The following is a 24,120-nucleotide window of genomic DNA, read 5'->3' as shown; positions in this document are numbered from 1 at the left end:
GTCACCGGCCCGACCGGGCCCGGCGACGCAGCGCGCAGGATAGGGCCGGCCGCGCGCCTGTCAAGCGTGGCGTGGTGGTGGCTATCGGGCTATCAACGCCGGCCGGGACACCGCCGGCCAGCGGCTGGCGGTCAGCGGCTGGCCGCCTGATGGCTCGCCGCCAGCAACCGGTTGTACAGGCCGCGGTCGTTCAGCAGGCCAAGCGCCACCGCCATATCGCTGTCGCGCAGGCTGGGGTCGGCGGTGCAGTAGCTGCGCAGCACCGCCCGCCGTTCCGCCGTGGCCACCGGTTGAATTCGCCACTGGGTTGCCTGGATGACATGGCTTTCCATGGCCCGTGTCGCGGCGGCGATCTGGGCCGATGCCGGCCCCTCATTGCCGGCCGTACATATGTCGGGCAACAGGCCAAGGCCATGGATGGCATAGCCCGATGGGGCGACGAAGCGCGCCCAGGTGAGGGTCAGCTCGCCATCATTGGGCAGGCGGGTAATGCTCTGGATCGATCCTTTGCCGAAGGAATTGGTGCCGACGATCAGGCCGCGGCCCCGGTCCTGCAGGGCGGCGGCGACCACTTCGGCGGCGGACGCCGAATTGCCGTTGATCAAAACCACCAGGGGCAGGCCGCGCGCAAGGTCCTGGCCGCCGGCGGCGAAGTTCTGGTCGGCGTCGGGATGGCGGCCGTCTGTGGTCAAAATCACGCCGCTGGACATGAACAGGTCGGCCACTTCAATGGCCTGGTCGAGCAGTCCGCCAGGATTGCCACGCAGGTCAAGCACCAGACCCTTCAGCGCCGTGTCACTATGGTCAATGCCGCCCAGAACACCGGCCAGGCGACGGGCCGTTTCCTGGTTGAATCCGGTCAGGTGAATGTGCAGCACGTCGTTGGTTCGACGGGCTTCCACGGTCGGCAGGACAATATGCGAACGCTCAACCGCCACATCAAAGGGTTCAGCTACGCCGTCCCGTAGCACCTTAAGCGTCACGATGGAGCGCGGCGGGCCACGCAGCAGATTGACCACTGTCGTCGGCGACAGGCCGGCCAGCGGCCGCTCATCCGCCGCCAGAATCATATCGCCTGGTACCAGCCCGGCGGCGGCGGCCGGAGTCTCCGCATAGACCAGCCCCACCCGTACGCTGTCTTCGCCGACGACGACGGCGATGCCGATACCGTCAAACCCTTCACGCTGGGCGCGCTCTTCCCGTGCCCTGGCCGGGCTGTCATAGCGCGAGAACGGGTCGAGGATCGAAACCGCGTTCTGCAGAATGGCGTCATACAGCGTTTCCGCATCCACCCTGGCCAGAATGTCTGATGACTTGCGGCCGTCCTGCAGGATGGCGATGGTCATTTCGGCCCACTTTTCGGCGCCGGCGCGGGCCGAGGGCTTGGCGCGGAACGATATTTCGCTGCCCTTGTAGTAGACCGTGTAGCCGCCGGCCGATTCGGCCAGTCGCAGATCGGGATCGATGTCGTGAAGACCGCTCAGTCCCGCCGTGGCGATGGCCTCCAGGGTCACGGGCTCCAGGTAGCGCGTGGTGATCTGGCTGTAGCCGGCGCCGATCATGCGCTCAGCCGAGGCGCGGTTGAATCCGTCGCCGCCGAATCCGCCGGCACAGGCCGCCAGCAGCAGGCTGACGGCGACGCCGGAAAACGCCACGCGAAGGCGCATGTCCTGGATAGCTTTCATGGGCGCGCGGATCATAGCCGTCAATTCATAGTCCTGGGTTAATACTCTGCCGTGCAACCGGGCTCATGAACAGGCGCTTAGCGGCCGCGCGGCCGCCGGCCGCCGGTGTTGGTGCTGCGCCGCACCCGAGCCGGGCCGCGGCGGTGCCGCGACTGTCGTCCGCCGCCCTCGCCAACGATCTCGCAGATGATGGATCCGGTCACCGGGTTGGCCTCGATCAGGCGGACCGTCACCGCATCGCCCAGAATATAGTCCGCCGCCCCGCCGCGTCCCACCAGGCCGTGGGGTGCGGCGATATAATCTCCGGCCGGCAGGCGTGAACGTGGCACAAAGCCGTCCGTGGCGTGGTCGCTCAGGCGCACATACAGGCCCGCCGGCGATGCGCCGGCGACCCGCCCGTCGATCTCCGTGCCGGTGGCCGATGTCAGCATACGCGCCGCATAGCGCGTAATCGCCTCGCGCTCGGCCACCGCTGCCCGCCGTTCGGTGGTGGACAAGTGCGCGCCCAACGCCTCCAGATCCGCCGTGCTGTCGCCTGGCGTCACCGGCTCGCCGGCTGTCGCCAGATCCAGGCTGGCGATCAGGCCCCGATGCACCAGCAAGTCCGCATAGCGGCGGATCGGCGAGGTAAAGTGGCAATAGCGGGCCAGGGCCAGACCGAAATGACCGCTGGCCTTGGGTGTATAGACCGCCTGACTCTGGGTTCGCAGCACCATCATGTTTACCGCGTCGGCCAGCGCCGTGTCGCTCACCCGCTGCAGCAGATCGTTGAATTGTGCCGTGGTTGGCGTGGCTCGTCGCGGGAAAGGCACATCCAGCGTGGTCAGCAACTCGCCAAGGGCCAGGACCCGGGCGGCGTCCGGCGCATCATGCACACGATAGAGCGTCGGCCGCCGCCTGGTCTCCAGGGTCACCGCCGCCGCCACATTGGCCGCGACCATGAACTCCTCGATAAGCCGGTGGCTGTCATGGCGCGGCCGCTCGCGCAGGGCCCGGATACGGCCGTGCTCGTCCAGCAGAACCTGGCTCTCCGGCAGGTCGATTTCCAGGGCGCCGCGGCGCTCGCGATCATGTCTCAGGGCATGGAACGCCGCATAGAGCGGGGCCACCGCCGGTGCCAGCGCGACTTCCTCGCCATCCCCGTCGGCGGCGCGCTGCACCTGTTCATAGGTCAGACGGGCCGACGACCGCATGACCGCTCGGACAAAACGATGACGCAGCGCCTTTCCCCGGCGGTCGATCCACAGATGGACCGCCACGCATGGCCGATCCTCACCGGGCCGGAGCGAACACAAATCGGTACTCAGCCGCTCCGGCAGCATGGGGATGGCGCGATCTGGCAGATAAACAGAGTTACCACGCTCCTGCGCGGCGGCGTCCAGGGCGGAGCCGGGCCGCACGTACCAGGCCACGTCGGCGATGGCGACGACTAGGTGAAAGCCGCCGGTATTGTCTGCTGACGGATCGGCCTCGGCCCACACCGCATCGTCGAAATCCCGCGCGTCCGCGTCGTCAATGGTGACCAGGGGCAGCGATCGCAGGTCTTCGCGCGCCGTGTCGTCCGGCGGGGTAGCGCTGGCCGCTTCGTCCACAGCCGCCGGACTGAATTCGCTGGGGATATCGGCGGACAGCAAGGCTATCAGGCTCGGCCCGTGTGGTCCGGCGCTGTCGCCCAGACGCTCGACCACCTCCACTGTGACAGTCCGGCCACGGGTCGGGCCGCGCAGCACCGCGCGTACCAGTTCGCCGTTGACGCCGCCGCCGGTCCTGCCGCGTGGCACGCGAAAGCGGCCCTTGGCCCTGCGGTCGAGCGGTTCGATCTCGCCGGGGCCGTCATCGCGCGCGCCCTCGTCCAGGGCCAGTACGCCAACCACAACATCGGGGCGCGGTGTCTCCAGCCGGCGCATGACACTGGCCTCATAGCCGGAGTCGACCGCACTCAGCTTGGCCAGGACGCGGTCGCCGATGCCGGCGCTGGTCGCCCCCGGCGCCTCGCTGACCACCACGATCATCGGCATCGCTTGTTTGTCCGGCCAGTCCACCGGCTCGGCGATCAGGTCGCCGTCCGCCGTCATGCCGGTCAGCCGCAAGACCGCTACATCCGGCAGCGTTCCCGACACCGGGCGCCGGCGGCCACCGCTGCGCCCGTTCCGCCGGCCACCGTCCGGTCTGTGGGGCCGCCGGCTCACGAGGGCGTCGGGTCGCCGCCCGACGCGTCGCCTGACCTCGTCTGCTGCGGCGCGGCGGAACCAGGTGCGCTGGCCGTCGCCTTGACCGCGGCCTTTGTCTTGGGTTTGGCCTTGCTCTTGGCTTTCGTTTTGCTCTTGGCTTTCGCCTTCGCCTTGGGACCGGCTTTTACTTTCCCTTTTGCTTTCACTTTGCTCCTGGTCTTGCCCTGGCGCGCCTGCCGCGCGGCCAGCAGGGCAACCGCTTGCTCCATGGTCAGGGTGTCCAGATCAAGGTCGCCCGGTATGGTGGCGTTGGTTCGGCCGTGTTTGACATAGGGTCCATAGCGGCCTTTATGAATCGTCACCGGCTTTTCGTCGTCGGGATGGCCCCCAAGGTCACGCAGCGCCGCCGCCTGGCCGCGACCGGCCGGTGCGCTGGCCAGAAGGTCCACCGCGCGGTTGATGCCGATGGTCAGCACATCGTCGTCGCCTTTCAGCGAGACATAACGACCGTCATGGCGGATATAGGGGCCGAAGCGGCCGATGCCGGCATCTATGGCCTTGCCGCTCTCAGGGTGGGCGCCCAGGGTGCGGGGCAGGGCCAGCAGCGCCTGCGCCTCTTCCAGGGTCACCTGATCCGGCTCCAGGTGCTTAGGCAGGGACACCCGCTTCAGTGATGCTTTGTCCTCGGCGTCGCCCTGCTGCAGATACAGGCCATAGGGACCACGGCGGACGGCGATCACGGCGCCGCTCTCGGCCTTGCCCAGCTCACGCGGCAGGGCTTCCGTTGTGGCGCTGTCCTTGCGCCGGACGTGCAGCGGTTCGGTGTGGCGGCATTCGGGGTATTTCTCGCAGCCGATGAAGGCGCCGTTGCGGCCAAGCTTGAGGGTCAGGCGGCCGCCGCACAGCGGACAGGCGCGCGGGTTGAATGTGCCCTCCTCGTCGGCCGGAAAGAAATGCGGCCCCAGATCGCCATCCAGCGCATCCAGCACTTCGGTGATGGTCAGACCGCTGGTCTGCTCCACCGCCTGGGCAAAAGCCTCCCAGAAGCGCCGCAGCACGTCCTGCCAGTCCTCGCGCCCGCCGGACACATCGTCAAGCTGTTCTTCCAGATCGGCGGTGAAGTCGTATTGCACATAGCGTTGGAAGAACCGCTCAAGGAAGGCGGTGACAAGGCGGCCGCGGTCCTCCGGCACGAAGCGGCGGCGGTCCAGCCGCACATAGTCGCGATCCTGCAGGACCTGCATGATGCTGGCATAGGTGGATGGCCGGCCGATGCCCAGCTCTTCCATGCGTCGCACCAGGCTGGCCTCGGTAAAGCGCGGCGGTGGCTGGGTGAAGTGCTGCGTTGGTGTGACCTCGCGCGTCGCCAGGCTTTCGCCGCGGGTCAGCTTGGGCAGGCGTGCGCCGTCGTCATCTCCGTCGCCCTGTGCCGGCGTATCGTCACGGCCTTCTTCGTACAACCGCAGAAAACCGTCGAAGACAAGCGTCTGGCCGGTGGCCCGCAGGGTCACCTGACCATCGCCGCCGGCAATATCAACGCTGACCTGGTCAAAGACGGCATTCTCCATCTGGCTGGCCAGGGTGCGACGCCAGATCAGGTCATACAGCCGGCGCTGGTCGTTATCCAGCGCGCCGGCAACGCTGCCCGGTTTGCGCCGCAGGTCCGCTGGCCGGATGGCCTCGTGGGCCTCCTGGGCGTTCTTTGCCTTGGTGCGATAGGCGCGGGCCACGGCGGGCAGGTAGTCCTTGCCAAAATCGCTGGCGATCAGGCTGCGGCACTGGCCCACCGCATCGCCGGACAGGGTGATGCTGTCGGTCCGCATATAGGTGATCAGGCCGGTCCGCTCACCGTCCACGACCACGCCCTCATACAGACGTTGCGCCACCCGCATGGTGTGGGTGGCGGAGAAGCCGAGTTTGCGGGACGCTTCCTGCTGCAGTGTAGAGGTGGAGAAGGGCGGCTGCGGCGTTCGCCGCACCTGCCGGGTTTCGATCTCGCCGGTGCGCAGCGCCGCGCCGCGGACCATGGCCGCCGCCGCTTCGGCCGCCTCGCTGTTGTCCAGGTCGAAGCGGTCCAGTCGTTTGCCGTTAAGGTGAGTCAGGCGCGCGGCGACGGTTTCGTCGCTCCGCGTCGCCAGCGTGGCCTCGACGCTCCAATATTCGCGGGCCTTGAAGGCTTCGATCTCCGCTTCCCGGGTACAGATCAGGCGCAGCGCCACCGACTGCACACGACCGGCCGACCGGCTGCCTGGCAGTTTGCGCCACAGAACTGGCGACAGGGTAAAGCCCACCAGATAGTCCAGGGCGCGGCGTGCCAGATAGGCGTCGATCAGGCGCTGGTCCAGGTCGCGCGGCTCCGCCATCGCCTCCAGAACGGCCTTGCGCGTAATCTCGTTGAAGGTGACCCGGGCGACGGCCTTGCCGGCCAGCGCGCCGCGCCGGCGCAATTCCTCCAGCACATGCCAGGAAATTGCCTCGCCTTCGCGATCCGGGTCGGTGGCCAGAACCAGCCGGTCCGCGCCCTTCAGCGCTTTGATGATGTCGGCGATATGTTTGTCGGAGCGGCCGTCCGTCTGCCACGACATGGCGAAGTCGTCATCCGGCCGGACGGAGCCGTCCTTGGGCGGCAGGTCGCGCACATGGCCATAGCTCGCCAGGACGTGAAAATCGTCGCCCAGATAGCGATTGATGGTGCTCGCCTTGGCTGGCGATTCGACAACGACAACGTCCATGGCTTCCGTCGCGAGACCCTAAAGTGGAGGTGTATGCAAACCGTTAGCGAGTACAGAGCGCCGTTCTTCCGGTGGCGCTAAACTCCCGTCAGGCGCCGGTTTGCGGCTCCGCCACCAGGCTGACCCGGCCGCCGGCGTGCCGCTCAAGCCGTCCCGCAAGCTCCAGTTCAAGAAGCGCGGTGAGGACGGCGGGGGCACTCAATTGGCACTCACGAATGAGTTCGTCAACTACGACCGGTGCCGGACCGAGCAGCGATTGCAGGCGCTGATGGGCCGAATCCACCTCGATTTCCGTTACCGCAGCAGGCTGTCCGGCAGGCGCAGCGACGGCTGGCGGCTCGTCCAGGCGCGGCTGCAGGGCGCCGGCCAGGGCCTCGATCACATCCTCCGCCCGGGTGACCAGCGTGGCGCCCTGGCGGATCAGATGGTTGGGCCCTTCGGCTCGCGGGTCGGTGGGCATGCCGGGGACGGCCATGACTTCGCGCCCCTGTTCCAGAGCAAGGCGGGCCGTAATCAAAGAGCCGGAGCGGCGCGCCGCCTCGACCACCACCACCCCAAGGCTCATACCGGCGACCAGGCGGTTGCGCGGTGGAAAGTGGCGCGCCTGCGGCTGCACGCCCGGCGCCATTTCGCTCACTGCTGCGCCTTCGGCGCAGACGCGCTCGAACAGCGCCTCGTGTTCGCGCGGATAGACCTTGTCCAGGCCGCCGGCCATGACCGCCACCGTGCCGCTGGCTAAAGCTCCTTCGTGCGCCGCGCCGTCAATGCCGCGGGCCAGGCCCGACACTACCACCAGATCATGGCGCCCCAGTTCGCCGGCCAGGCTGCGGGCAAACCGCAGGCCATTGGCCGAGGCGTTGCGCGCACCGACGATGGCCACCATCGGCCGCCGCAGCAGATGGCGGTGGCCCATGACGCTCAGCAGCGGCGGCGCATCCTCCGTCGCCGCCAGCGCTTCAGGATAGTCCGGCTCCACGGAGGCGATCAGGCTGGCACCCAGCCGCTCGACGGCGATCAGTTCCCGTTCGGCGGCGGCGCGTGAGGGTATGCGCAGCGCACCGCGCCGGCCACCGCGTCGGCTGAGGTCGGGCAGGGCGGCCAATGCCGCCGTGGCGCTGCCAAACCGATGCAACAGGGCATGAAAGGTGATGGGCCCCACATTCTCCGTACGAATCAGACGCAGCCAGTCGCGTCGCTCTTCGTCGGACAGGGTTTGGTTGCGCTCCATTCCGCTGGCCATCCGGCTGGCCGCTCAGGTCCGCCGGAGGTGGATGTGTGGCTCCTCACCGCGCGCCAGCCTTACCAGATTGCCGCGGTGGCGGGCCCAGACCAGCAGCGCCAGTACCCCGGCCAGCTCCGTCGCCTGAAAGGCGACCACGCCTTCTGTCGCCAGCCAGCGGCCGATGACCGCCGTTGCCGCCACCGCCACCAGACCGGCCAGCGAGGAATAGCGAAAGGCCAGCGCGGTCGCCAGCCACAGGCCGGCGAACACCGCGCCAAGCGGCGGCGCGACCACGGCCAGCACTGCGAAGGTGGTGGCCACCCCCTTGCCGCCACCGGTCCGTCCCGTGGCGAACAGGGCCGCCACCAGGGTCCAGGCGACAAACAGCCAGCCGCCAATGGGGGCGCCGCCGGCGCTGACATTGTGGGCCACAATGACGGCGCCCACCGTACCCAGGGCCAACCATGACCTGAGATGCAGCCAGGCCGGCATCACATGGCCGAGCACCGCGAAATAGCCGGCGATGATGGCCATGTCCGGGCTGAACGCCCCGCCCACTACAACCGCGGCCGCACCTTTGCCGGCGTCCAGAAGCACGGTCAGCGCGGCCAGTCCGGTGCGGCCGGTGCGCAGCACGTTGGTTGCCCCGAAACTGCCGGAACCGATGCGCCGCAGATCGCCGGCGCCGGCCAGCCGCGTCAGGATCAGTCCGAAAGGGATGCCGCCGATCAGCCAGGCGCCCACGGCGGCGGCATAGAACGGCCAGAGCTGCCCCACCGTGCCCTGCAGATCGGGCATGGGGTTGGCCGCCGGTCGCTCAGCGCCCGGCCGCCGTCGCCGCCGCGCCGTCGCGGCTGGCACCGGTGGCGGGGGCGTCGGCAGCGGCGTCGGCGTTGAAGTGGACGTTTCCGGCGATCGCCGTCATGGCGACGGTGCCTGGCAGTTCCCAGTCCTCGAAGGGCGTATTCTGCGTCTTGCTGTGCAGCCGGTCGGGGTCCACCCGCCAGCTAGTGTCCGGATCAAACAGCACCAGGTCGGCCGGTTGCCCGCGCGTCAGGCGTCCCCCCGGCAGGCCCAGAATGCGCGCCGGGTGGCTGGACAGGGCGGCCAGCGCCGCCGTCAGCGACAGGTGGCCGTCGCGCACCAGCGCCAGGCTCAGCGACAGCAGGGTTTCAAGCCCAAGGATGCCCGGCTCGGCGATGGCGAAAGGAACCCGCTTTGAATCCGGGTCCTGCGGTGCGTGATCGCTGGCAATGGCGTCTATGGTGCCGTCGGCCAGTCCGGCAATGATCGCCAGGCGGTCAGCCTCGCCCCGCAGGGGCGGCGACACCTTGGCGAAGGTGCGGTATTCGCCCACCGCATCCTCGGTCAGGGTGAAGTAGTGCGGTGCCGTGTCGCAGGTGACCGCCAGGCCCTGCGCCTTGGCCTGCCGCACGGCGGCGACGGCGGCGGCGGTGCTTAGATGAGCGGCGTGATAGCGCCCGCCGGTCAGGGCCACCAGGCGCAGGTCACGCTCCAGCAGGATCACCTCCGCCGCTGCGGGGATGCCGGTCAGGCCAAGCCGCGTCGCGGTCAGCCCTTCATTCATGTGGCCTTCGTCGGCCAGCGCCGGATCTTCCGGGTGCTGCAGGATCAGCGCGTCATAGGTCCGCCCATAGCTAAGCGCCCGGCGCATGACCAGACTGTCGGCGACGGCTCGTGTGCCATCTGTGAAGCCGGCTGCGCCGGCGGCCAGCATCAGGCCCATTTCGGTCATCTCGCGACCGTCGGCATTCTTTGTCACCGTGCCGTAGGGGGTGACGCGCACCGGCGTCGACTCCCGGGCCCGGCTCAGCACATAGGACAATAGCGAGGGGTCGTCGATTACGGGATCGGTGTTGGGCAGGCAGGCCATGGCCGTCACCCCTCCGGCCAGTGCCGCCGCTCCGGCCGAGGCGATTGTCTCCTTGTGGGCGTCGCCCGGCTCGCGCAGGGCCACCCGCATGTCCACCAGCCCCGGCGCCAGGATCCGGCCGGCCGCCTCGACGACCTGGCATCCGTCCGCCGCGGCGCCGTCCAGCAGGTTCAGGCCCATGTCCCGGATGACGCCATTCTCGACGATCAGATCGCCGGTTTGATCCGTGCCGCTGGCCGGATCAATCAGCCGCGCGTTGCGAAAGGCGAGGCGACTCACGGCGCGGCTCCGCCGCCGGGCTGGTCATGCCTGGACTGGTTGTGCCCGGACTGGTTGTGCCCGGACTGGTTGTGCAGCGACCGTGTGACCAGGTCGAGGCACGCCATTCGCACGGCAACGCCTGTTTCCACCTGTTCGGCGATGACGCTGCGACCGATATCATCGGCCACCACGCTGTCGATCTCGATACCGCGATTCATCGGTCCCGGATGCATGATCAGGGCGTCCGGCCGGGCGAAAGCCAGTTTCTCGCGATCCAGCCCGAAGTAATGAAAATACTCGCGGATGGACGGCACGAAGGCGCCGCGCATGCGCTCCGCCTGCAACCGCAGCATCATGACGATGTCGCAGTCGCTCAGCCCTTCGCGCATGTCGTGATAGACATCGGCGCCAAGACCCTCGACGCCCGCCGGCAGCAGGGTTGGCGGCGCCACGACCCGCACCCGGGCGCCCATGGTGGTGAGCAGTTGAATATTGGAGCGCGCCACCCGGCTGTGCGCCACATCGCCGCAAATGGCCACGGTCAGGCCGGCGATGCGGCCCTTGCGGTGGCGGATGGTGAAGGCGTCCAGCAGAGCCTGGGTCGGGTGGGCATGACTGCCATCGCCGCCGTTGATAACCGCGCAGTTCACCTTGTCCGACAACAGGCTGACCGCGCCGGAATCCGGATGGCGTACCACCAGCACATCCGCATACATGGCGTTCAGCGTCATCGCCGTATCAATCAGCGTCTCGCCCTTCTTTATGGAGCTGGCGGCCACATTCATATTGACCACATCACCGCCCAGCCGCTTGGCGGCAATCTCGAACGATGTGCGGGTGCGCGTGGAGCTCTCGAAGAACAGGTTCATGACCGTGCGGCCCGAGAGCTGTTTCAGCTTCGGTCCGCGTTCGCGGTTGTGGGTGAAGTAGATCGCCGACAGGTCAAGAATGCCGGTGATGGTACGCTCGTCCAGTCCGTCGATTCCCAACAGGTGGCGGCTTGGGAGTCGGATATCTGGCGGCGCTGTCATTAAAGCGGCAGATTACACGGAGCTTTGCCATGGCGGCAAGCCGCGCCGGGACGGCCAGCGTCCGTTATCTGTATGGTCATGACGCCAGCGTATAGTGTGGCAAAGCCGGCGGCGGCGCGCCGCCGGGCGCCGGGAAACAACAGGCACACATGACCGGACAGGCCGGATTTATCGAAGAGACCCTGCTTTTTCTGCTGGCGGCGGTGATTATCGTGCCGCTGTTTCAGCGCGTGCGGGCCAGCCCCGTGCTCGGCTATCTCATCGCTGGCGCGATTATCGGTCCGTTCGGCTTCGGCCTGGTCCACGACACCGGCGGTGCCCGGGCTCTGGCCGAGCTGGGCATCGCCTTTCTCATGTTCACGGTCGGCCTGGAGCTGTCGCTGGAGCGTCTGCGCACCATGCGCCACCTCATTTTCGGCATTGGCCTGGCCCAGGTGGCCATAACCACCGTGGCGGTGGCGGCTGTCGCCTGGGGGCTGGGCCTGCCGGTGGAAACCGCGGTGATCATCGGCGCCGCCCTTGCCTTGTCGTCCACCGCGATCGTCCTGCGGCTGCTCAGCGACAAGGGCGAGCTGCTGTCGCGTTCCGGCCGCGTCGTCCTGTCCATCCTGTTGCTGCAGGATCTGGCGGTGGTGCCGTTCCTTGCCTTGCTGCCGGCCCTGGCCGATCCGACCACCTCACTGCCGGTGGCGGTTGCCCTGACCATGGTGCGCGCGGCCGCCGCGCTCGTCGTCATCCTCGTTCTGGGCCGGCTGGTGTTGCGGCCGCTGCTGCGCACGGTTGCTGCCGCCGGCAATCCGGAGATTTTTTCCGCCCTCGTCCTGCTGGTGGCGCTGGGCACCGGCTGGGCGACTCATCAGGCTGGCCTGTCCCTGGCACTGGGCGCCTTCCTGGCCGGCCTGCTGCTGGCGGAAACCGAATACCGCCATCAGATCGAAGCCGACATAGAGCCCTACCGCGGCATACTCCTGGGCCTCTTCTTCATGACCATCGGCATGCTGGTGGATGGCGCCACGGCCATCGCCTCCGCCGGCCTCATTGTCCTGGCGCTCATCGGTCTTTTGCTGGGCAAGGCGGTGCTCATCACCGCTATTGCGCTGGCCTTTCGCCAACCCCTGGCCATCGCCGCGCGGACCGGGATTGTGCTGGCCCAGGGCGGCGAGTTCGCTTTCATCCTGTTTGCCCTGGCCCTAAGCCAGGGGCTGATGGAGCCGGCTCTTGGCCAGATTCTGGTGGTCGTCGTGGCCCTTAGCATGATGCTCACGCCGGGCCTCGCCCTGCTGGCGGAGAGGGTGGCGCGATTGCTGGAGCGACGGCGCGGCTTCGGTCCGGCCGATATGGCTGAGGAAATGCAGGGCCTGACCGACCACACCATCGTCGCCGGCTTTGGCCGGGTCGGCCAGACCGTGGTCAGCTTCCTGGTTGCCCGCGAGCTTCCCTATGTGGCGGTGGATATGGATGCGGCGCGCGTCACGGCGGCCCGCAGCCGTGGCCTCAACGTGTTTTATGGCGATGCCAGCCGCCAGTCCGTGCTGCGCGCGGCCGGGGCGGAGCGGGCGCGGTCCATCGTCCTGACGCTGGGTCCGCGGGCGACGGAGCGGGCCATCGGCGTCCTGCGGTCTCACCATAAGGGACTGCGCATTCTGGCCCGCGCCCGCGAGCGTGAGCATGGCCGCGACCTGTCACGGGCCGGCGCCGACATCGTCGTGCCGGAGACCCTGGAAAGCAGCTTACAACTGGGCGCCGCCACACTGCGCAGTCTTGGCGCCGCGCCGGAGGATGTCGCCGGCCTGATGGAGGAGTTTCGTCGCAACGACTATGCCGGGCTCGGTGACATCATCTCCGGCGGCCGCGCCTCGGGCAGTCGCGCAGGTGGAAAATCCGGCGACGGTCAGGCCGGCGGCTGAAGCGCGTCCAGCACTCCCTGCAGGATGTAGGCGGCGGCAAGGCTGTCCACGGCCGCCGCCCGCCGCCGTCGTGACACATCGCCCTGCTCGATCATCAGGCGCTCCACGGCGCGGGTCGACAGGCGCTCATCCCACAGCAGAGTCGGCAGGCCGAGGATGGCGTAGAGATTGCCGGCGAAGGCGCGGCTGGCCTGACAGCGCGGTCCTTCGCTGCCATCCATGTTTACCGGCAGGCCGATGACCACGCCGCCGATAGCGTCGGCCGCGACCATGGCGGCCAGTTTCGCGGCATCGTCACGCAGGCGGCCGCGCCGCAGCGTCTGGCGCGGGCTGGCCAGGACCAGCCGCGGGTCACTGATCGCCAGGCCAAGGGTCTTCTCGCCAAGATCGATCCCCAGCAGACGCTGGCCCGGCATCAGCAGCGCTTTCAGGTCGGCCGGAGTCTCTGCCAGGACGGGAGTGGTGCTCATGGCCTGGGCGATACGCCCGGTGACGGAGAATGGCAAGGGCAAGGGGCGGCGCGGCCGCCAGCCCGCTGCCGGACTGCCGCGGGACTGGCGCGGGACTGGCGCCGGCTCGGCGTGGTCGTGTTGCCGCTGTCGCGTGGCCGGTGATAGGGTCCGCCCGCTCGCTTGTTCTGCTTCACCCTGTGCTTCGCCTTACACTGTGCTCCGCCCATGGCTCTCGACACCGCTACCGTTGCCCGCATCGCTCGTCTGGCCCGTATCCGGGTCGGTGCTGAGGAGTTGGACTCCCTGCGTGGTGAGTTGCAGCAGATCATCACCTGGGTGGAGCAATTGGCGGAGGTGGCCACCGACGACGTGGCGCCCATGACCAGCGTCGCCGCCATGGCCCTGCCACAGCGTGACGACACGGTCAGCGACGGCGGCTATGCCGACCGCATCCTGAAGAACGCGCCGGACAAGGTCGGTGAGTTCTTTACGGTGCCGAAGGTTGTCGAGTGACGGTTCCGGCCGATCCAACCCGGCTGACCGTCGCCCAGGCCCGCGACTGCCTGGCGGCCGGTGATATTTCGGCCCGCGAGCTGACGGCGGCGCACATCGCTGCCATGGACAGTGCGCGTCACCTCAACGCCTTCATCACTGAGACGCCGGACCTGGCCATGGCCCAGGCCGATGCCGCCGACGCCCGCCACGCCCGGGGCGCCTCCCATGCGCTGGACGGCATTCCTATGGCCATCAAGGATCTGTTCTGTACTGAGGACGTGCTGACCACCGCCGCCAGTCATATCCTCGACGGCTACATCCCGACTTACGAGTCCACCGTCAGTGATCGGCTGAAGGCGGCCGGTGCGGTCATGCTGGGCAAAGCCAACATGGATGAGTTCGCCATGGGCTCGGCCAATATCACCAGTCACCACGGCGCCGTGCACAGCCCGTGGCGGCGGCCGGGCGACGACCGGCCGCTGGTGCCTGGCGGCTCGTCCGGCGGCTCCGCCGCCGCCGTCGCCGCCCGCATTGCCATGGCCGCCACCGGCACCGACACCGGCGGCTCCATCCGCCAGCCTGCCGCCTTTACCGGAATAGTGGGTCTCAAGCCCACTTATGGCCGCTGCTCGCGCTGGGGCATCGTCGCCTTCGCCTCGTCGCTCGATCAGGCTGGCCCCATGGCCCGCACGGTCGAGGACTGCGCCATCCTGCTGCAGGTCATGGCCGGCCATGACCCGAAGGATTCCACCTCCGTGGATCGTCCCGTGCCGGACCTGCGGGCGGCGCTCACCGGCGACATCCGGGGACTGCGGATCGGTCTGCCAAAGGAATATCGCGCCGATGGCATGAGCGATGAGGTGGATCGCCTGTGGCAGAGCGGTGCGGCGTGGCTGCGTGCCGCCGGTGCGGATGTGGTGGAGATCAGCCTGCCGCACACCCGTTATGCCCTGCCCACCTACTACATTGTGGCACCGGCCGAAGCCTCGTCCAATCTGGCCCGCTATGACGGGGTGCGTTATGGCCTGCGGGTGGCGGTTGACGGCGGCGATCTGACCGACCTTTACGAGGCAACCCGGGCCCAGGGATTCGGCGCCGAGGTGCGTCGCCGCATCATGATCGGCACCTACGTGCTGAGCGCCGGCTACTACGACGCCTACTACCTGAAGGCGCAAAAGGTGCGCAGCCTCATCGCCCGCGACTTCAGCCAGGCCTTCGATTCGGTGGACGCCATCCTGACGCCGACCGCGCCCACAGCCGCCTTCGCCATCGGCGAAAAAATGGACGATCCCATCGCCATGTATCTCAACGACGTGTTCACCGTCCCGGCCAGCCTGGCCGGGCTGCCGGCCTTGTCCTTGCCGGCCGGCCTCAGCGGCGATGGTCTGCCGCTCGGCCTGCAACTCATTGGTCGCGCCTTTGACGAAGAGACGGTGTTGCGCATCGCCGGCGTCATGGAGCAAGCCGCCGGCTTCACCGCCCTGCCAACCAGCCTGTCCACCGGTTCGGACGGGGAGGCCTAGGCCATGGCCGAAACCGCACCGGTTCTGTTGCAGGGCCGCACCGGCCCGTGGGAAGTGGTCATCGGCGTCGAGGTGCACGCTCAGGTGGTATCGCAATCCAAGCTGTTCTCCGGCGCCGCCACGGCCTTCGGCGCGCCGGCCAACAGCCAGGTCAGCCTGGTGGACGCGGCCATGCCCGGCATGCTGCCGGTCATCAACCGTGTGTGTGTGGAGCAGGCGGTGCGCACCGGCCTCGGCCTGCAGGCCAAAATCAACCTGACCAGCGTTTTCGACCGCAAGAACTATTTCTACCCCGACCTGCCGGCGGGTTATCAGATATCCCAGTTCGCCCACCCCATTGTCGGCCAGGGACAGGTCATTGTCGACATGCCTGACGGCACCGTCCGCACGGTGGGCATCGAGCGTCTGCATCTGGAACAGGATGCCGGCAAGAGCCTGCATGACCAGAGTCCCGACCGCACCTTCGTTGATCTCAACCGGGCCGGCGTGGCGTTGATGGAGATCGTCTCCGGGCCGGACATGCGCGGCGCGGAGGAAGTCGGCCTGTATGTCACCAAGCTGCGCTCGATCCTGCGCTATCTGGGCACCTGCGACGGCAATATGGAGCAGGGCAGCCTGCGTTGTGACGTCAATGTCTCCGTGCGCCGGCCAGGCGAGCCGCTGGGCACGCGCTGCGAAATCAAGAACGTCAATTCCATCCGCTTTGTCCGTCAGGCCATCGAGTTCGAGTCCCGTCGCCAGATCGAAGTGCTGGAGGACGGCGGCGTCATCGATCAGGAGACCCGCCTGTTTGATCCTGGCCAGGGCGAGACCCGCACCATGCGCAGCAAGGAAGAGGCGCACGACTATCGCTATTTTCCCGATCCGGATCTGCTGCCGCTGGTGCTGGACCAGGCCTGGGTGGACCACATCCGGGCCGGTCTGCCGGAACTGCCGGACGCCAAGAAGGCGCGGCTGGTGAGCGATTACGGGCTTTCCGTCTATGATGCTGGCGTACTGGTGGCCGACCAGGCCATAGCCGCCTATTACGAATCGGTGGTTGGCGATGCCGGTGGTAAGCCGGTGCGCGATCCCAAGCTTGCCGCCAACTGGGTGATCAGCGAGTTGTTCGGCCGTCTCAACCGCGTCGGCACGCTGGTCACCGACTCACCGGTGACGGCGGAAGCGTTAGGCGGGTTGCTGGACCTGGTGGCGGACGACACCATCTCCGGCCGGACCGCCAAGGATGTTTTTGATGTCATGTGGGAGACCGGCCGTGATGCCGCCGCCATTGTCGAGGAAAAGGGCCTGCGCCAGGTCAGCGACAGCGGCGCCATTGATGCAGCTATTGACGCGGTGATCGCGGCCAACGCCGACAAGGTGGCGGAGTATCGCGCCGGCAAGGACAAGCTGCTGGGCTTTTTTGTGGGCCAGGTGATGAAGGCCACCGGCGGCAAGGCCAATCCCAAGATGGTCAACAGCCGCATGGCGGAAAAGCTGAAAGGCTGATGGGCCGTCGCGCACCTGTGATCGGGCGGACTCTGAGCGTCGGGCCATGAGTGATGGCGCCCTGGCCCTGCTGCTGGGCGGCCTGGTGCTGGCCCTGCTGGTGCTGCGGCGGCTTGTGGGGTTCGGCACCGGTTGCCTCTTCCGCCTGGTCGTTGTCGGTTTTGTGCTGGCCGCTGTGTGGTTTCTCTGGCGGCAGGTTTCCGGCTTTTAGGCTCGATTGAGACCGGCGCTGCGCCTGGGCTTGCCGGGCCGCTGCCTTGCCTGATCGCCGGTGGCGGCCTTATCTAGAGGTAAGAGCCGGCGGTTTGGCCCGGCGTGATCCACCCACAAAGGACAGGCGCCGCGGCAACGCGGCCGTCGTCGGGGAGTCTCAATCCATGATCGATCTCTATTCCTGGCCGACGCCTAACGGGCACAAGGTCCACATCATGCTGGAGGAAACCGGCCTCACCTATAACACCCACGCCATCAATATCGGCGAGGGCGATCAGTTCAAGCCGGACTTCCTCAAAATATCGCCCAACAACAAGATGCCGGCCATCGTCGATTCCGACGGTCCCGACGGCAAGCCGATCTCCGTCTTCGAGTCCGGCGCCATCCTCATTTACCTGGCCGACAAGACCGGCAAGTTTCTGCCGCAGGACAAACGCCGCTACTACAACGTGCTGCAATGGTGCATGTTTCAGATGGCCAGTGTCGGGCCCATGTTCGGCCAGGCCGGGCATTTCCGTCGCATGGCGCCGGACAATGAGTATGGGGTCAATCGCTATTCCAACGAGGCCGGCCGCATTTACGGCGTGATGGACCGTCGTCTGGCGGAAAGCGACTATCTCGGCGACAGCGAATACACCATCGCCGACATGCTGACCTGGCCGTGGTGCCGCTATCCGGAATCCCAGGGTCAGAAGGCTGGCCATGCGGACTTCCCAAACGTCAAGCGCTGGTTCGACGCCATCGCCGCGCGGCCGGCGGTGCAGAAGGGGGTTCAGGTTCTGGCCGACGCCAGCAGCGGGGCGCCCATGAGCGACAAGGCGAAGGAACTTCTCTACGGCAAGGGCCAGTATCAGCGCCGCTAGGCGCTGGTCGGGCAGGGGACGGATCATGCTCTATGAAGACGAACGGGACAGGCCTGAGCGCACCGGCAAGCGGCCGGAGACATGGGCGGCACGGGGGCTCGGCTGGATTGATGAGGACTCACGGTCCTTTGTGGAGCCGATCATTACCGGCACCACCTATCTGCGCGATCAGAACTATGCACTGCATAAAGAACGCAACTACACCCGCGACGTAAATCCCATCTATGAGCGGACGGAAGCTGTCCTGCGCAAGCTGGAGAACGGCAAGGAGGCGAAACTCTACGCCTCCGGCGCGGCGGCTACGGGCTGTGTCTTCCAGGCCCTCGATTCCGGTGACCATGTGGTCTCGCCGGAATCCTCTTACTTCGGCACCCGCAAGTGGCTGATGGAGGTGGGCGTTCGCCACGGCATCAGCCACACCTTCTATCGCAACAATGATCTGGCGGCCCTGGCCGCGGCCATCCAGCCGGGCAAGACCAGGCTGGTGTGGGTGGAATCGCCGGCCAACCCTACCTGGGAGGTGACCGACATCCGCGCCGCGGCGAAGTTGGCCCATGACGCCGGCGCGATCCTGGCGGTGGACAATACGGTGCCGACTCCGGTGCTGACCCGGCCGCTCGATCTCGGCGCCGACCTTTCGGTCCACTCCGCCACCAAGTATCTGGCCGGCCACAACGACGTCATGGCCGGCGCCATCGTCTCCGCCAGCGATGATCATCCGCTGTGGGTCAAGGCCCGCGATCTGCGCTGGATCGCCGGGCCGGTGCTCGGTCCGTTCGAAACCTGGCTGCTGCAGCGCGGCATGCGCACCCTCTTCCTTCGGGTGGAGCGGCAATGCGCCAATGCCCTGGCTTTCGCCCGTCATTTTGACGGCCATCCCAAGCTGGAGGCGGTGGCCTATCCCGGGCTGCAGAGCCATCCCGACCATTCCGTCGCCAGCGCCCAGATGATTGGTGGCTATGGCGGCATGGTGTCGGTCAGGGTCAAGGGCGGGCTGGAGGGCGCGAAGCGCTGCGTCGCCGCCATGCGGCTCTTCTTCCCGGCCACCTCGCTGGGCGGCGTGGAGAGTCTGGTGGAGCACCGCAAGATCGTCGAGGGTGAGGACAGCCCGGTGCCGGAGGACTTGCTGCGCCTGTCCATCGGCATCGAGAATGTGGACGACCTTGTAGAGGATCTGGAGCGCGGCCTTTCTGCCGTTTGAGGAAGGCGGCGATGTAAGCACCGGCCGTCCGGGACGGCCGGCTTGTCTGGCCGGCGGCTGCCGGCTGTCCGGTCAGGCCAGGGCAGCGACCCGCGCTTCGCGGCGCAGCGGCGGCCGGCTGCGTTCGGCTTGCCGTTCCGCCGGCCGGGGAATGACCGCTTGCTGGGCGGCAACCGGGGTGAGTGGCGCTGTTTTGGGTTTGCGGCCCCGGCGTTTGGCCGGTGGTGTCATCTCCGCGCCGGGTTGGGCGCCGGGTTGGGCGCCGCCGGCGAGCGCCAGCAATTCGCGGCGGGCAAACTCCAGAGTGGCCATTTCCCGGGCATCGTCGCGATCCATCACCTGCATGCAGCTCTGCTTGATGTCGATCAGGTCCAGCAGCACCTGGAGCGACCGGCCGGTCATCGTGCAGGCCGGCCTTGCGGGGAGGGGCTCAGTCATTGGTATTTCCCGTTCTAGTTGTATTTCAGACTGCGGCCAAACGCCACGATTTGCCTTTGGAACAGAAAAACCGAGGCTAAGTAACCCTGGTTAGTGCCGGGTTAACGTTAGCGGAGTGTTCCTGGGTGGGTGTAAGGCTTCACTTAATACACTGCGGAGTTGCAGAACCCGGTCGCCGGATTCAGGTCTGCTTGCGTTGACGCGGTGCTGGCCGGTGGATAGAAGGGCGGCGCATACGTCGTGTTCCCTGCGGAGGGATGGCCGAGTGGCTGAAGGCGGCGGTTTGCTAAACCGTTATACGGGGTAAACCCGTATCGGGGGTTCGAATCCCCCTCCCTCCGCCATTTCTACCCTGTCGAACGTTCTCCGCTCCCGAGATCGCGCCGAATATCGCGAGGAACCGCGCCATTCGGCGTGTGACCTCTGGACTGCCTTCTGCCGTCGCAGGCCACGTCGGCGTTCTCTCTCCGCTGTTTTCTCTCGACCTCTGGACTGCGGCCTGGTTCGTACAGTCCGGAGAGCGTTGAAACCAAAGGGGAAAATCAACGGGCTTGCGGCCCCGGTTCGAGGCATTGTCGGCAGCCGGAGACGACATCGATCCAACTCCACCAACGGGCTTCAGATAATCGACCTTTCCAAGAGATCCTTGCGGCGCTCCCAGTCGGGCATCAAGCGGTTCAGGAGGCGGAAAAACCGCGGCGAATGGTTCGGCTCGACGACGTGGCAGAGTTCGTGGACGATCACGTAGTCGATGCAGTCGCGCCGCGCCGCGATCAGCATGTCGTTCAGCAGGATGCGGCCCGACGACGTATGACTACCCCAACGCTTCTTCATGGGGCAGATCATCAACGGCGGCGGTTCGATCCCCAGGGCCGCCATGGTGGGGCGCGCTTCGTCATAGCGCTCTTTAAGCACTTCCCGCGCGCGCTGGCGCATCCAGCGGCGAACCAGCACCCGGGTCCAGTCGGGGTCGTCCGGGAATCGCGTCTCCACGACGAGGCGCCCGGATCGGATCAGAACCCGGTCCTTTCCGGCGGCGTCGATCTTCAGGCGGTATTGCCGGCCCAAGTAGCGATGGGTCTCTCCGCCGACGTACTGCCGTGGGGGCGTTCGCGGCCGAAACTCCGCGAAGCGCCTCTGCTGGCGCAGGATCCAGCGCGCCCGCCGTCGGACGCGCTCGTCGATCTCGTCCGGATCCGCCTCTTCCGGGGCAGTGACGGTGACGGCGCCATCGGGCATTACCGAGATCGAGAGGGACGAGCGCGGAGTTCGGGTGAGAGTGTATTCGATGACCGCGCTGCCATAGCTCGTCGACCTGATCATCACGCTGCCTGGCGGCGCGCGACCATCAACAGGCGATCGATGAGGGCGTCGATCGCTTCCGTCGAAAACGGTACGTTGTGCTCTCCGCGGATCACATCGAAGATGTAATCGTCGATGTCATTCTTCATGGCGTTCTCGACATCCGGATCCTGAGCCCAGTCCACACGCCGATGGCTGTTGATGATGCCGACCAGCTGCACGGCGGCTTCTGCGCTCAATGTCTCGGCATCGTCCCCGGAGCCCTGGACGTCAGACAAGGCTTCGCGAAGGCAGCCGTAAAAGGCTCGTCCGAGCGGGTCGTCCCTGATCGGTTCGGGGATATCCGTCGTATCCCGTCGCACCATCTGGTCGCGGATGTCGCGCACGCACTTGAGGTACTCGAGGTCGGAGATGCTCTTGGCCCGGAAATCCTCGATCACCTGGCGGATAAGCTCCGAGAACCGCTTGTAGTATGTCGGATCTTCCTCCCACCGCTCGTCGATGGTCCGCTTCGTTGCGTGGGCGATGGAGTCCGCGCGGCTAGCCGCTGACTCGTTGGAGTTCAGAACCTCGGCAAACGCATCTTCATCGAAGATGTTGACGAGGTCGGTCATCGGCCGGACGTCGTCCGCGACGACGTAGGTATCGAGCAGCTTTTCGATCCGCTTGCGGTACTGGCCGTAGTCGACCGCATCCTGGTAGCGTGTTCTCACGGCGCGGCGCAGGTTCTCGAAACGGCGAAGGTCGTCGCGATAGCCGGCGATGCGACGCTGGTTCGAGGGCTCGTTCGCGAACTCGTGGCTGGACAGCGCGATGGCCAGCGTCCTGGAGAAGGCATTGAGACGGTCGTAGAACTCGTCGCGCCGGGCCTCGTCGGCCAGATGCTGCTCCAGCGCCTCCTCATCTGCCGTGTTTGCGACGCCCCTGAAGACGTCCCACAATTCTGAATGCCGTTGGCCGAGCTTCTCGATCTCGGTGTTGATCGACGTGACCGTCCCAGCGAGGTCGGCCTCATCGAAGCCTTCGAGCGCCGAGTAGCTCGACAGGGCCTGGTTCAGTTCGCCGAGAACGCTGCAATAGTCGACGATGTAACCGTAGTCCTTGCCTTCCGCGACACGGTTCACGCGCGCGATCGCCTGCAACAGGTTGTGTTCGGTGAGCGGACGCGCCAGGTAGAGAACGGTGTTGCGGGGGGCGTCGAAGCCGGTCAGCAGCTTGGAAACCACAATCAGGATCTCGGGATCTTCTCGCTTCTTGAAGGCTTCGATGATGCGCGAGTTGTAGGTCGCCTCGTCGCCGTAGCGGTCCATCGCCGTCTTCCAGAACCGCTTTACCTCGTCCGACGAGGCCTCGTCGATCCGCTCTTCGCCTTCGCGGTCATCGGGCGCCGAGATGATGACTTCGGAGGTGACCACGCCCAGCTCGTCCAATGCGCGCTTGTAGAGGATGGCGGACCGCTTGGAGGGCGTGACCAGCTGGCCCTTGAACCCGGTCCCCTTCCATGTGCGGCGGAAATGCTCCGACACGTCGAACGCGATAAGCGCGATGGTCTGCTCCGTCTGGAACAGCCGCGCCGTCCTGGCGTATTTCCGCTTGAGGTCCGCCTTCTGGTCCTCGGAAAGGCCGGCGCACACGCGCTCGAACCAGGCGTCGATGGCGGTCTCGTCGACGCGCTGCTCGACATGACGGCCCTCGTACAGGAGCGGCACGACCGCCTTGTCCTTGACCGCCTGGTCGATCGCGTAGACGTCGATGATACCCCCGAACTTGGCGGCGGTGTTCTTCTCGGTCTTGAGAATCGGCGTGCCGGTGAAGCCCAGATAGCAGGCGTTTGGGAAGATCTTGCGCATCCGGGAATGCAGCCGGCCGTACTGCCCGCGATGGCTCTCGTCGACCAGCAGGAAGACATCCTCCGACGGGTCGGAGAAATCGCGGACGTTCAGGGCCGTGTCGAACTTGTTGATGAGGGTGGTGACGACCGCACGTTTCTCGGTCGCGACGAGATCGAGCAGGTTGCGGCCTGTGGTGGCCCGCTTGGGCTCAAGGCCGCATGCCTTGAAGGTGCCTTCGAGCTGTTCGTCCAGATCGATCCGGTCGGTCACCAGGACGATGCGAGGATCGGGGATCGACGGTTCGAGGCCGAGTGCGCGCGCCAGCATGACCATCGTCAGCGACTTGCCGGAACCTTGGGTGTGCCAGATCACGCCGCCGCGCCGCCGCCCATCGTCGTCACGTTCGCCGGTCACGCGGCGAAGGATCTTCCGCACGGCGAAAAACTGCTGGTACCGCGCGATCTTCTTCTCACCGGCGTCGAACAACGTGAAGCGGCGCGCCAGATCGAGCATGCGCTCCGGGCGGGCGAGCGACCACAACACCCGGTCCTGTTCGGTGACGAGTCTGTCGCCCTGTCCGAACCGCGCGTCGTAGGAGGCGCGGTCCTCGCGAAAGCCGTCGGCGAAGGTCTGGCGGTTCTGATCGGCATCGAGCGGCGCGTTGATCGCGGCCAGGACGTCGGCCTCGCGGTCCTCCAACTCGGCCCATTTCGACCAGAAGGATGCGGCAGTTCCGACGGTGCCATAGCGCACGTCATTCTTGTTGGTCGCAACGAGGATCTGGACCGTCCGGAAGAGGCCCGGAATCTCCCCATCCTGCTGGTTCCGGATGTGCTGCGAAACCGCCTGATCCACACCTGTCGATGGGCCCTTGCACTCGATCACTGCGAAGGGAATGCCGTTTACGAACAGCACAAGGTCCGGACGCCGCGTATCCGTCGTGTGCTCGCGCTCGACATCGAACTCGGCGCAGACATGGAACACGTTTGCCGACGGATCTGCCCAGTCGACGAACTTGACCTGGAACGCCCGCGTGATCCCGTCCACCGTCTGCTCCACCGCCGTGCCCAGGAGCAGCAGGTCCGTCAGCTCCTCGTTGATGCGGAGCAGGCCGGACGGGCGCGGCCGCTTTAGCCGCTCGATCGCTTCGGCAAGCCCGTTCTCGGTAAATGGGTAGGACTGGCCGCGGATCTCCACCCGGTTGATGCGCGCAAGGCTCTCCTTCAGGATGCCGTCGAGGTAGACGTTGGCGCGCTTGCCGCCCCGCTCGCGCTCCGCCTCCTCGCGTGTGAGCAGCCGCCAGCGGGGCTCCATCTTCTGGAGCAGGTGCAGTGCCGGAAGCTGCGACAGGTGCTTTTCGGTATCCTGGATACGGGGGTTCGGTGCCTTGGTCATTGGCAGGCTCCCGAT

At 66.7% G+C, this 24,120-nt stretch carries 18 protein-coding genes and 1 tRNA gene; 8 read left to right on the top strand and 11 right to left on the bottom strand.

Going from position 1 to position 24,120, the window contains the following annotated elements:
* Positions 1-131 precede the first annotated feature (131 nt).
* The 7 genes from RIE31_02360 to RIE31_02330 form a co-directional block, all read right to left on the bottom strand.
* Positions 132-1,685, bottom strand: a complete 1,554-nt coding sequence (locus tag RIE31_02360) for a S41 family peptidase (protein ID MEQ8639444.1) — start codon at positions 1,683-1,685, stop codon at positions 132-134.
* 77 nt (positions 1,686-1,762) lie between these two features.
* Positions 1,763-3,760 carry a VacB/RNase II family 3'-5' exoribonuclease gene (locus RIE31_02355; GenBank protein MEQ8639443.1) on the bottom strand — a complete coding sequence of 666 codons (1,998 nt, stop codon included), beginning with the start codon at positions 3,758-3,760 and terminating at the stop codon, positions 1,763-1,765.
* A gap of 110 nt (positions 3,761-3,870) precedes the next feature.
* A complete protein-coding gene (gene topA / locus RIE31_02350) occupies positions 3,871-6,588 on the bottom strand; it encodes a type I DNA topoisomerase (GenBank protein MEQ8639442.1) in 2,718 nt (905 codons plus the stop codon).
* An 88-nt stretch (positions 6,589-6,676) separates the two neighbouring features.
* Positions 6,677-7,828, bottom strand: coding sequence for a DNA-processing protein DprA (dprA, locus tag RIE31_02345; GenBank protein MEQ8639441.1), 1,152 nt, complete (start codon positions 7,826-7,828; stop codon positions 6,677-6,679).
* A 12-nt stretch (positions 7,829-7,840) separates the two neighbouring features.
* On the bottom strand, positions 7,841-8,608 hold the full coding sequence (locus RIE31_02340; GenBank protein ID MEQ8639440.1) for a glycerol-3-phosphate acyltransferase: 768 nt from the start codon (positions 8,606-8,608) through the stop codon (positions 7,841-7,843).
* A gap of 19 nt (positions 8,609-8,627) precedes the next feature.
* A complete protein-coding gene (gene pyrC / locus RIE31_02335; GenBank protein MEQ8639439.1) occupies positions 8,628-9,983 on the bottom strand; it encodes a dihydroorotase in 1,356 nt (451 codons plus the stop codon).
* The gene (locus RIE31_02330) at positions 9,980-10,996 is read right to left on the bottom strand and encodes an aspartate carbamoyltransferase catalytic subunit (GenBank protein ID MEQ8639438.1); all 1,017 of its coding nucleotides are present in this window, start codon (positions 10,994-10,996) and stop codon (positions 9,980-9,982) included. Before RIE31_02330 ends, pyrC begins: the two co-directional genes overlap by 4 nt.
* Positions 10,997-11,145: 149 nt before the next feature.
* Between RIE31_02330 and RIE31_02325 the strand changes: the two genes are divergently transcribed.
* The gene (locus RIE31_02325) at positions 11,146-12,903 is read left to right on the top strand and encodes a monovalent cation:proton antiporter-2 (CPA2) family protein (GenBank protein MEQ8639437.1); all 1,758 of its coding nucleotides are present in this window, start codon (positions 11,146-11,148) and stop codon (positions 12,901-12,903) included.
* Here RIE31_02325 and ruvX read toward each other — a convergent pair.
* The gene (ruvX, locus tag RIE31_02320) at positions 12,888-13,373 is read right to left on the bottom strand and encodes a Holliday junction resolvase RuvX (GenBank protein MEQ8639436.1); all 486 of its coding nucleotides are present in this window, start codon (positions 13,371-13,373) and stop codon (positions 12,888-12,890) included. The two genes, RIE31_02325 and ruvX, sit on opposite strands and share 16 nt — an antisense overlap.
* Positions 13,374-13,580: 207 nt before the next feature.
* On the opposite strand from ruvX, the gene gatC reads away from it, so the two are divergent.
* From gatC to RIE31_02290, 6 genes are all read left to right on the top strand, one after another.
* A complete protein-coding gene (gene gatC, locus RIE31_02315; GenBank protein MEQ8639435.1) occupies positions 13,581-13,868 on the top strand; it encodes an Asp-tRNA(Asn)/Glu-tRNA(Gln) amidotransferase subunit GatC in 288 nt (95 codons plus the stop codon).
* Positions 13,865-15,373 (top strand): Asp-tRNA(Asn)/Glu-tRNA(Gln) amidotransferase subunit GatA, encoded by a 1,509-nt coding sequence (gatA, locus tag RIE31_02310; GenBank protein ID MEQ8639434.1) that lies wholly within the window; start codon positions 13,865-13,867, stop codon positions 15,371-15,373. Before gatC ends, gatA begins: the two co-directional genes overlap by 4 nt.
* Before the next feature lie 3 nt (positions 15,374-15,376).
* Entirely contained in the window at positions 15,377-16,861 is a 1,485-nt protein-coding gene (gene gatB / locus RIE31_02305) for an Asp-tRNA(Asn)/Glu-tRNA(Gln) amidotransferase subunit GatB (GenBank protein MEQ8639433.1), read from the top strand.
* A 46-nt stretch (positions 16,862-16,907) separates the two neighbouring features.
* The gene (locus RIE31_02300; protein ID MEQ8639432.1) at positions 16,908-17,072 is read left to right on the top strand and encodes a hypothetical protein; all 165 of its coding nucleotides are present in this window, start codon (positions 16,908-16,910) and stop codon (positions 17,070-17,072) included.
* 166 nt (positions 17,073-17,238) lie between these two features.
* Positions 17,239-17,937 carry a glutathione S-transferase N-terminal domain-containing protein gene (locus RIE31_02295; GenBank protein MEQ8639431.1) on the top strand — a complete coding sequence of 233 codons (699 nt, stop codon included), beginning with the start codon at positions 17,239-17,241 and terminating at the stop codon, positions 17,935-17,937.
* A gap of 25 nt (positions 17,938-17,962) precedes the next feature.
* A complete protein-coding gene (locus RIE31_02290; GenBank protein MEQ8639430.1) occupies positions 17,963-19,138 on the top strand; it encodes an aminotransferase class I/II-fold pyridoxal phosphate-dependent enzyme in 1,176 nt (391 codons plus the stop codon).
* Between the two features lie 72 nt (positions 19,139-19,210).
* Here RIE31_02290 and RIE31_02285 read toward each other — a convergent pair whose 3' ends face one another.
* Complete coding sequence (locus RIE31_02285; GenBank protein ID MEQ8639429.1) at positions 19,211-19,576, bottom strand: hypothetical protein; 366 nt, start codon at positions 19,574-19,576, stop codon at positions 19,211-19,213.
* A gap of 251 nt (positions 19,577-19,827) precedes the next feature.
* Between RIE31_02285 and RIE31_02280 the strand changes: the two genes are divergently transcribed.
* A tRNA-Ser gene (locus RIE31_02280) sits at positions 19,828-19,920 on the top strand.
* 274 nt (positions 19,921-20,194) lie between these two features.
* Here RIE31_02280 and RIE31_02275 read toward each other — a convergent pair.
* A complete protein-coding gene (locus tag RIE31_02275) occupies positions 20,195-20,899 on the bottom strand; it encodes a SprT family zinc-dependent metalloprotease (protein MEQ8639428.1) in 705 nt (234 codons plus the stop codon).
* Positions 20,899-24,105 (bottom strand): HsdR family type I site-specific deoxyribonuclease, encoded by a 3,207-nt coding sequence (locus tag RIE31_02270; GenBank protein ID MEQ8639427.1) that lies wholly within the window; start codon positions 24,103-24,105, stop codon positions 20,899-20,901. Before RIE31_02270 ends, RIE31_02275 begins: the two co-directional genes overlap by 1 nt.
* Between the last annotated feature and the right edge of the window lie 15 nt (positions 24,106-24,120).

This window comes from Alphaproteobacteria bacterium (assembly GCA_040218575.1).
Taxonomy (GTDB): Bacteria; Pseudomonadota; Alphaproteobacteria; order JAVJRE01; family JAVJRE01; genus JAVJRE01.
The sequence above is the reverse complement of the archived record's forward strand: the minus strand, read 5'-3'. Positions and strand labels throughout refer to the sequence as shown.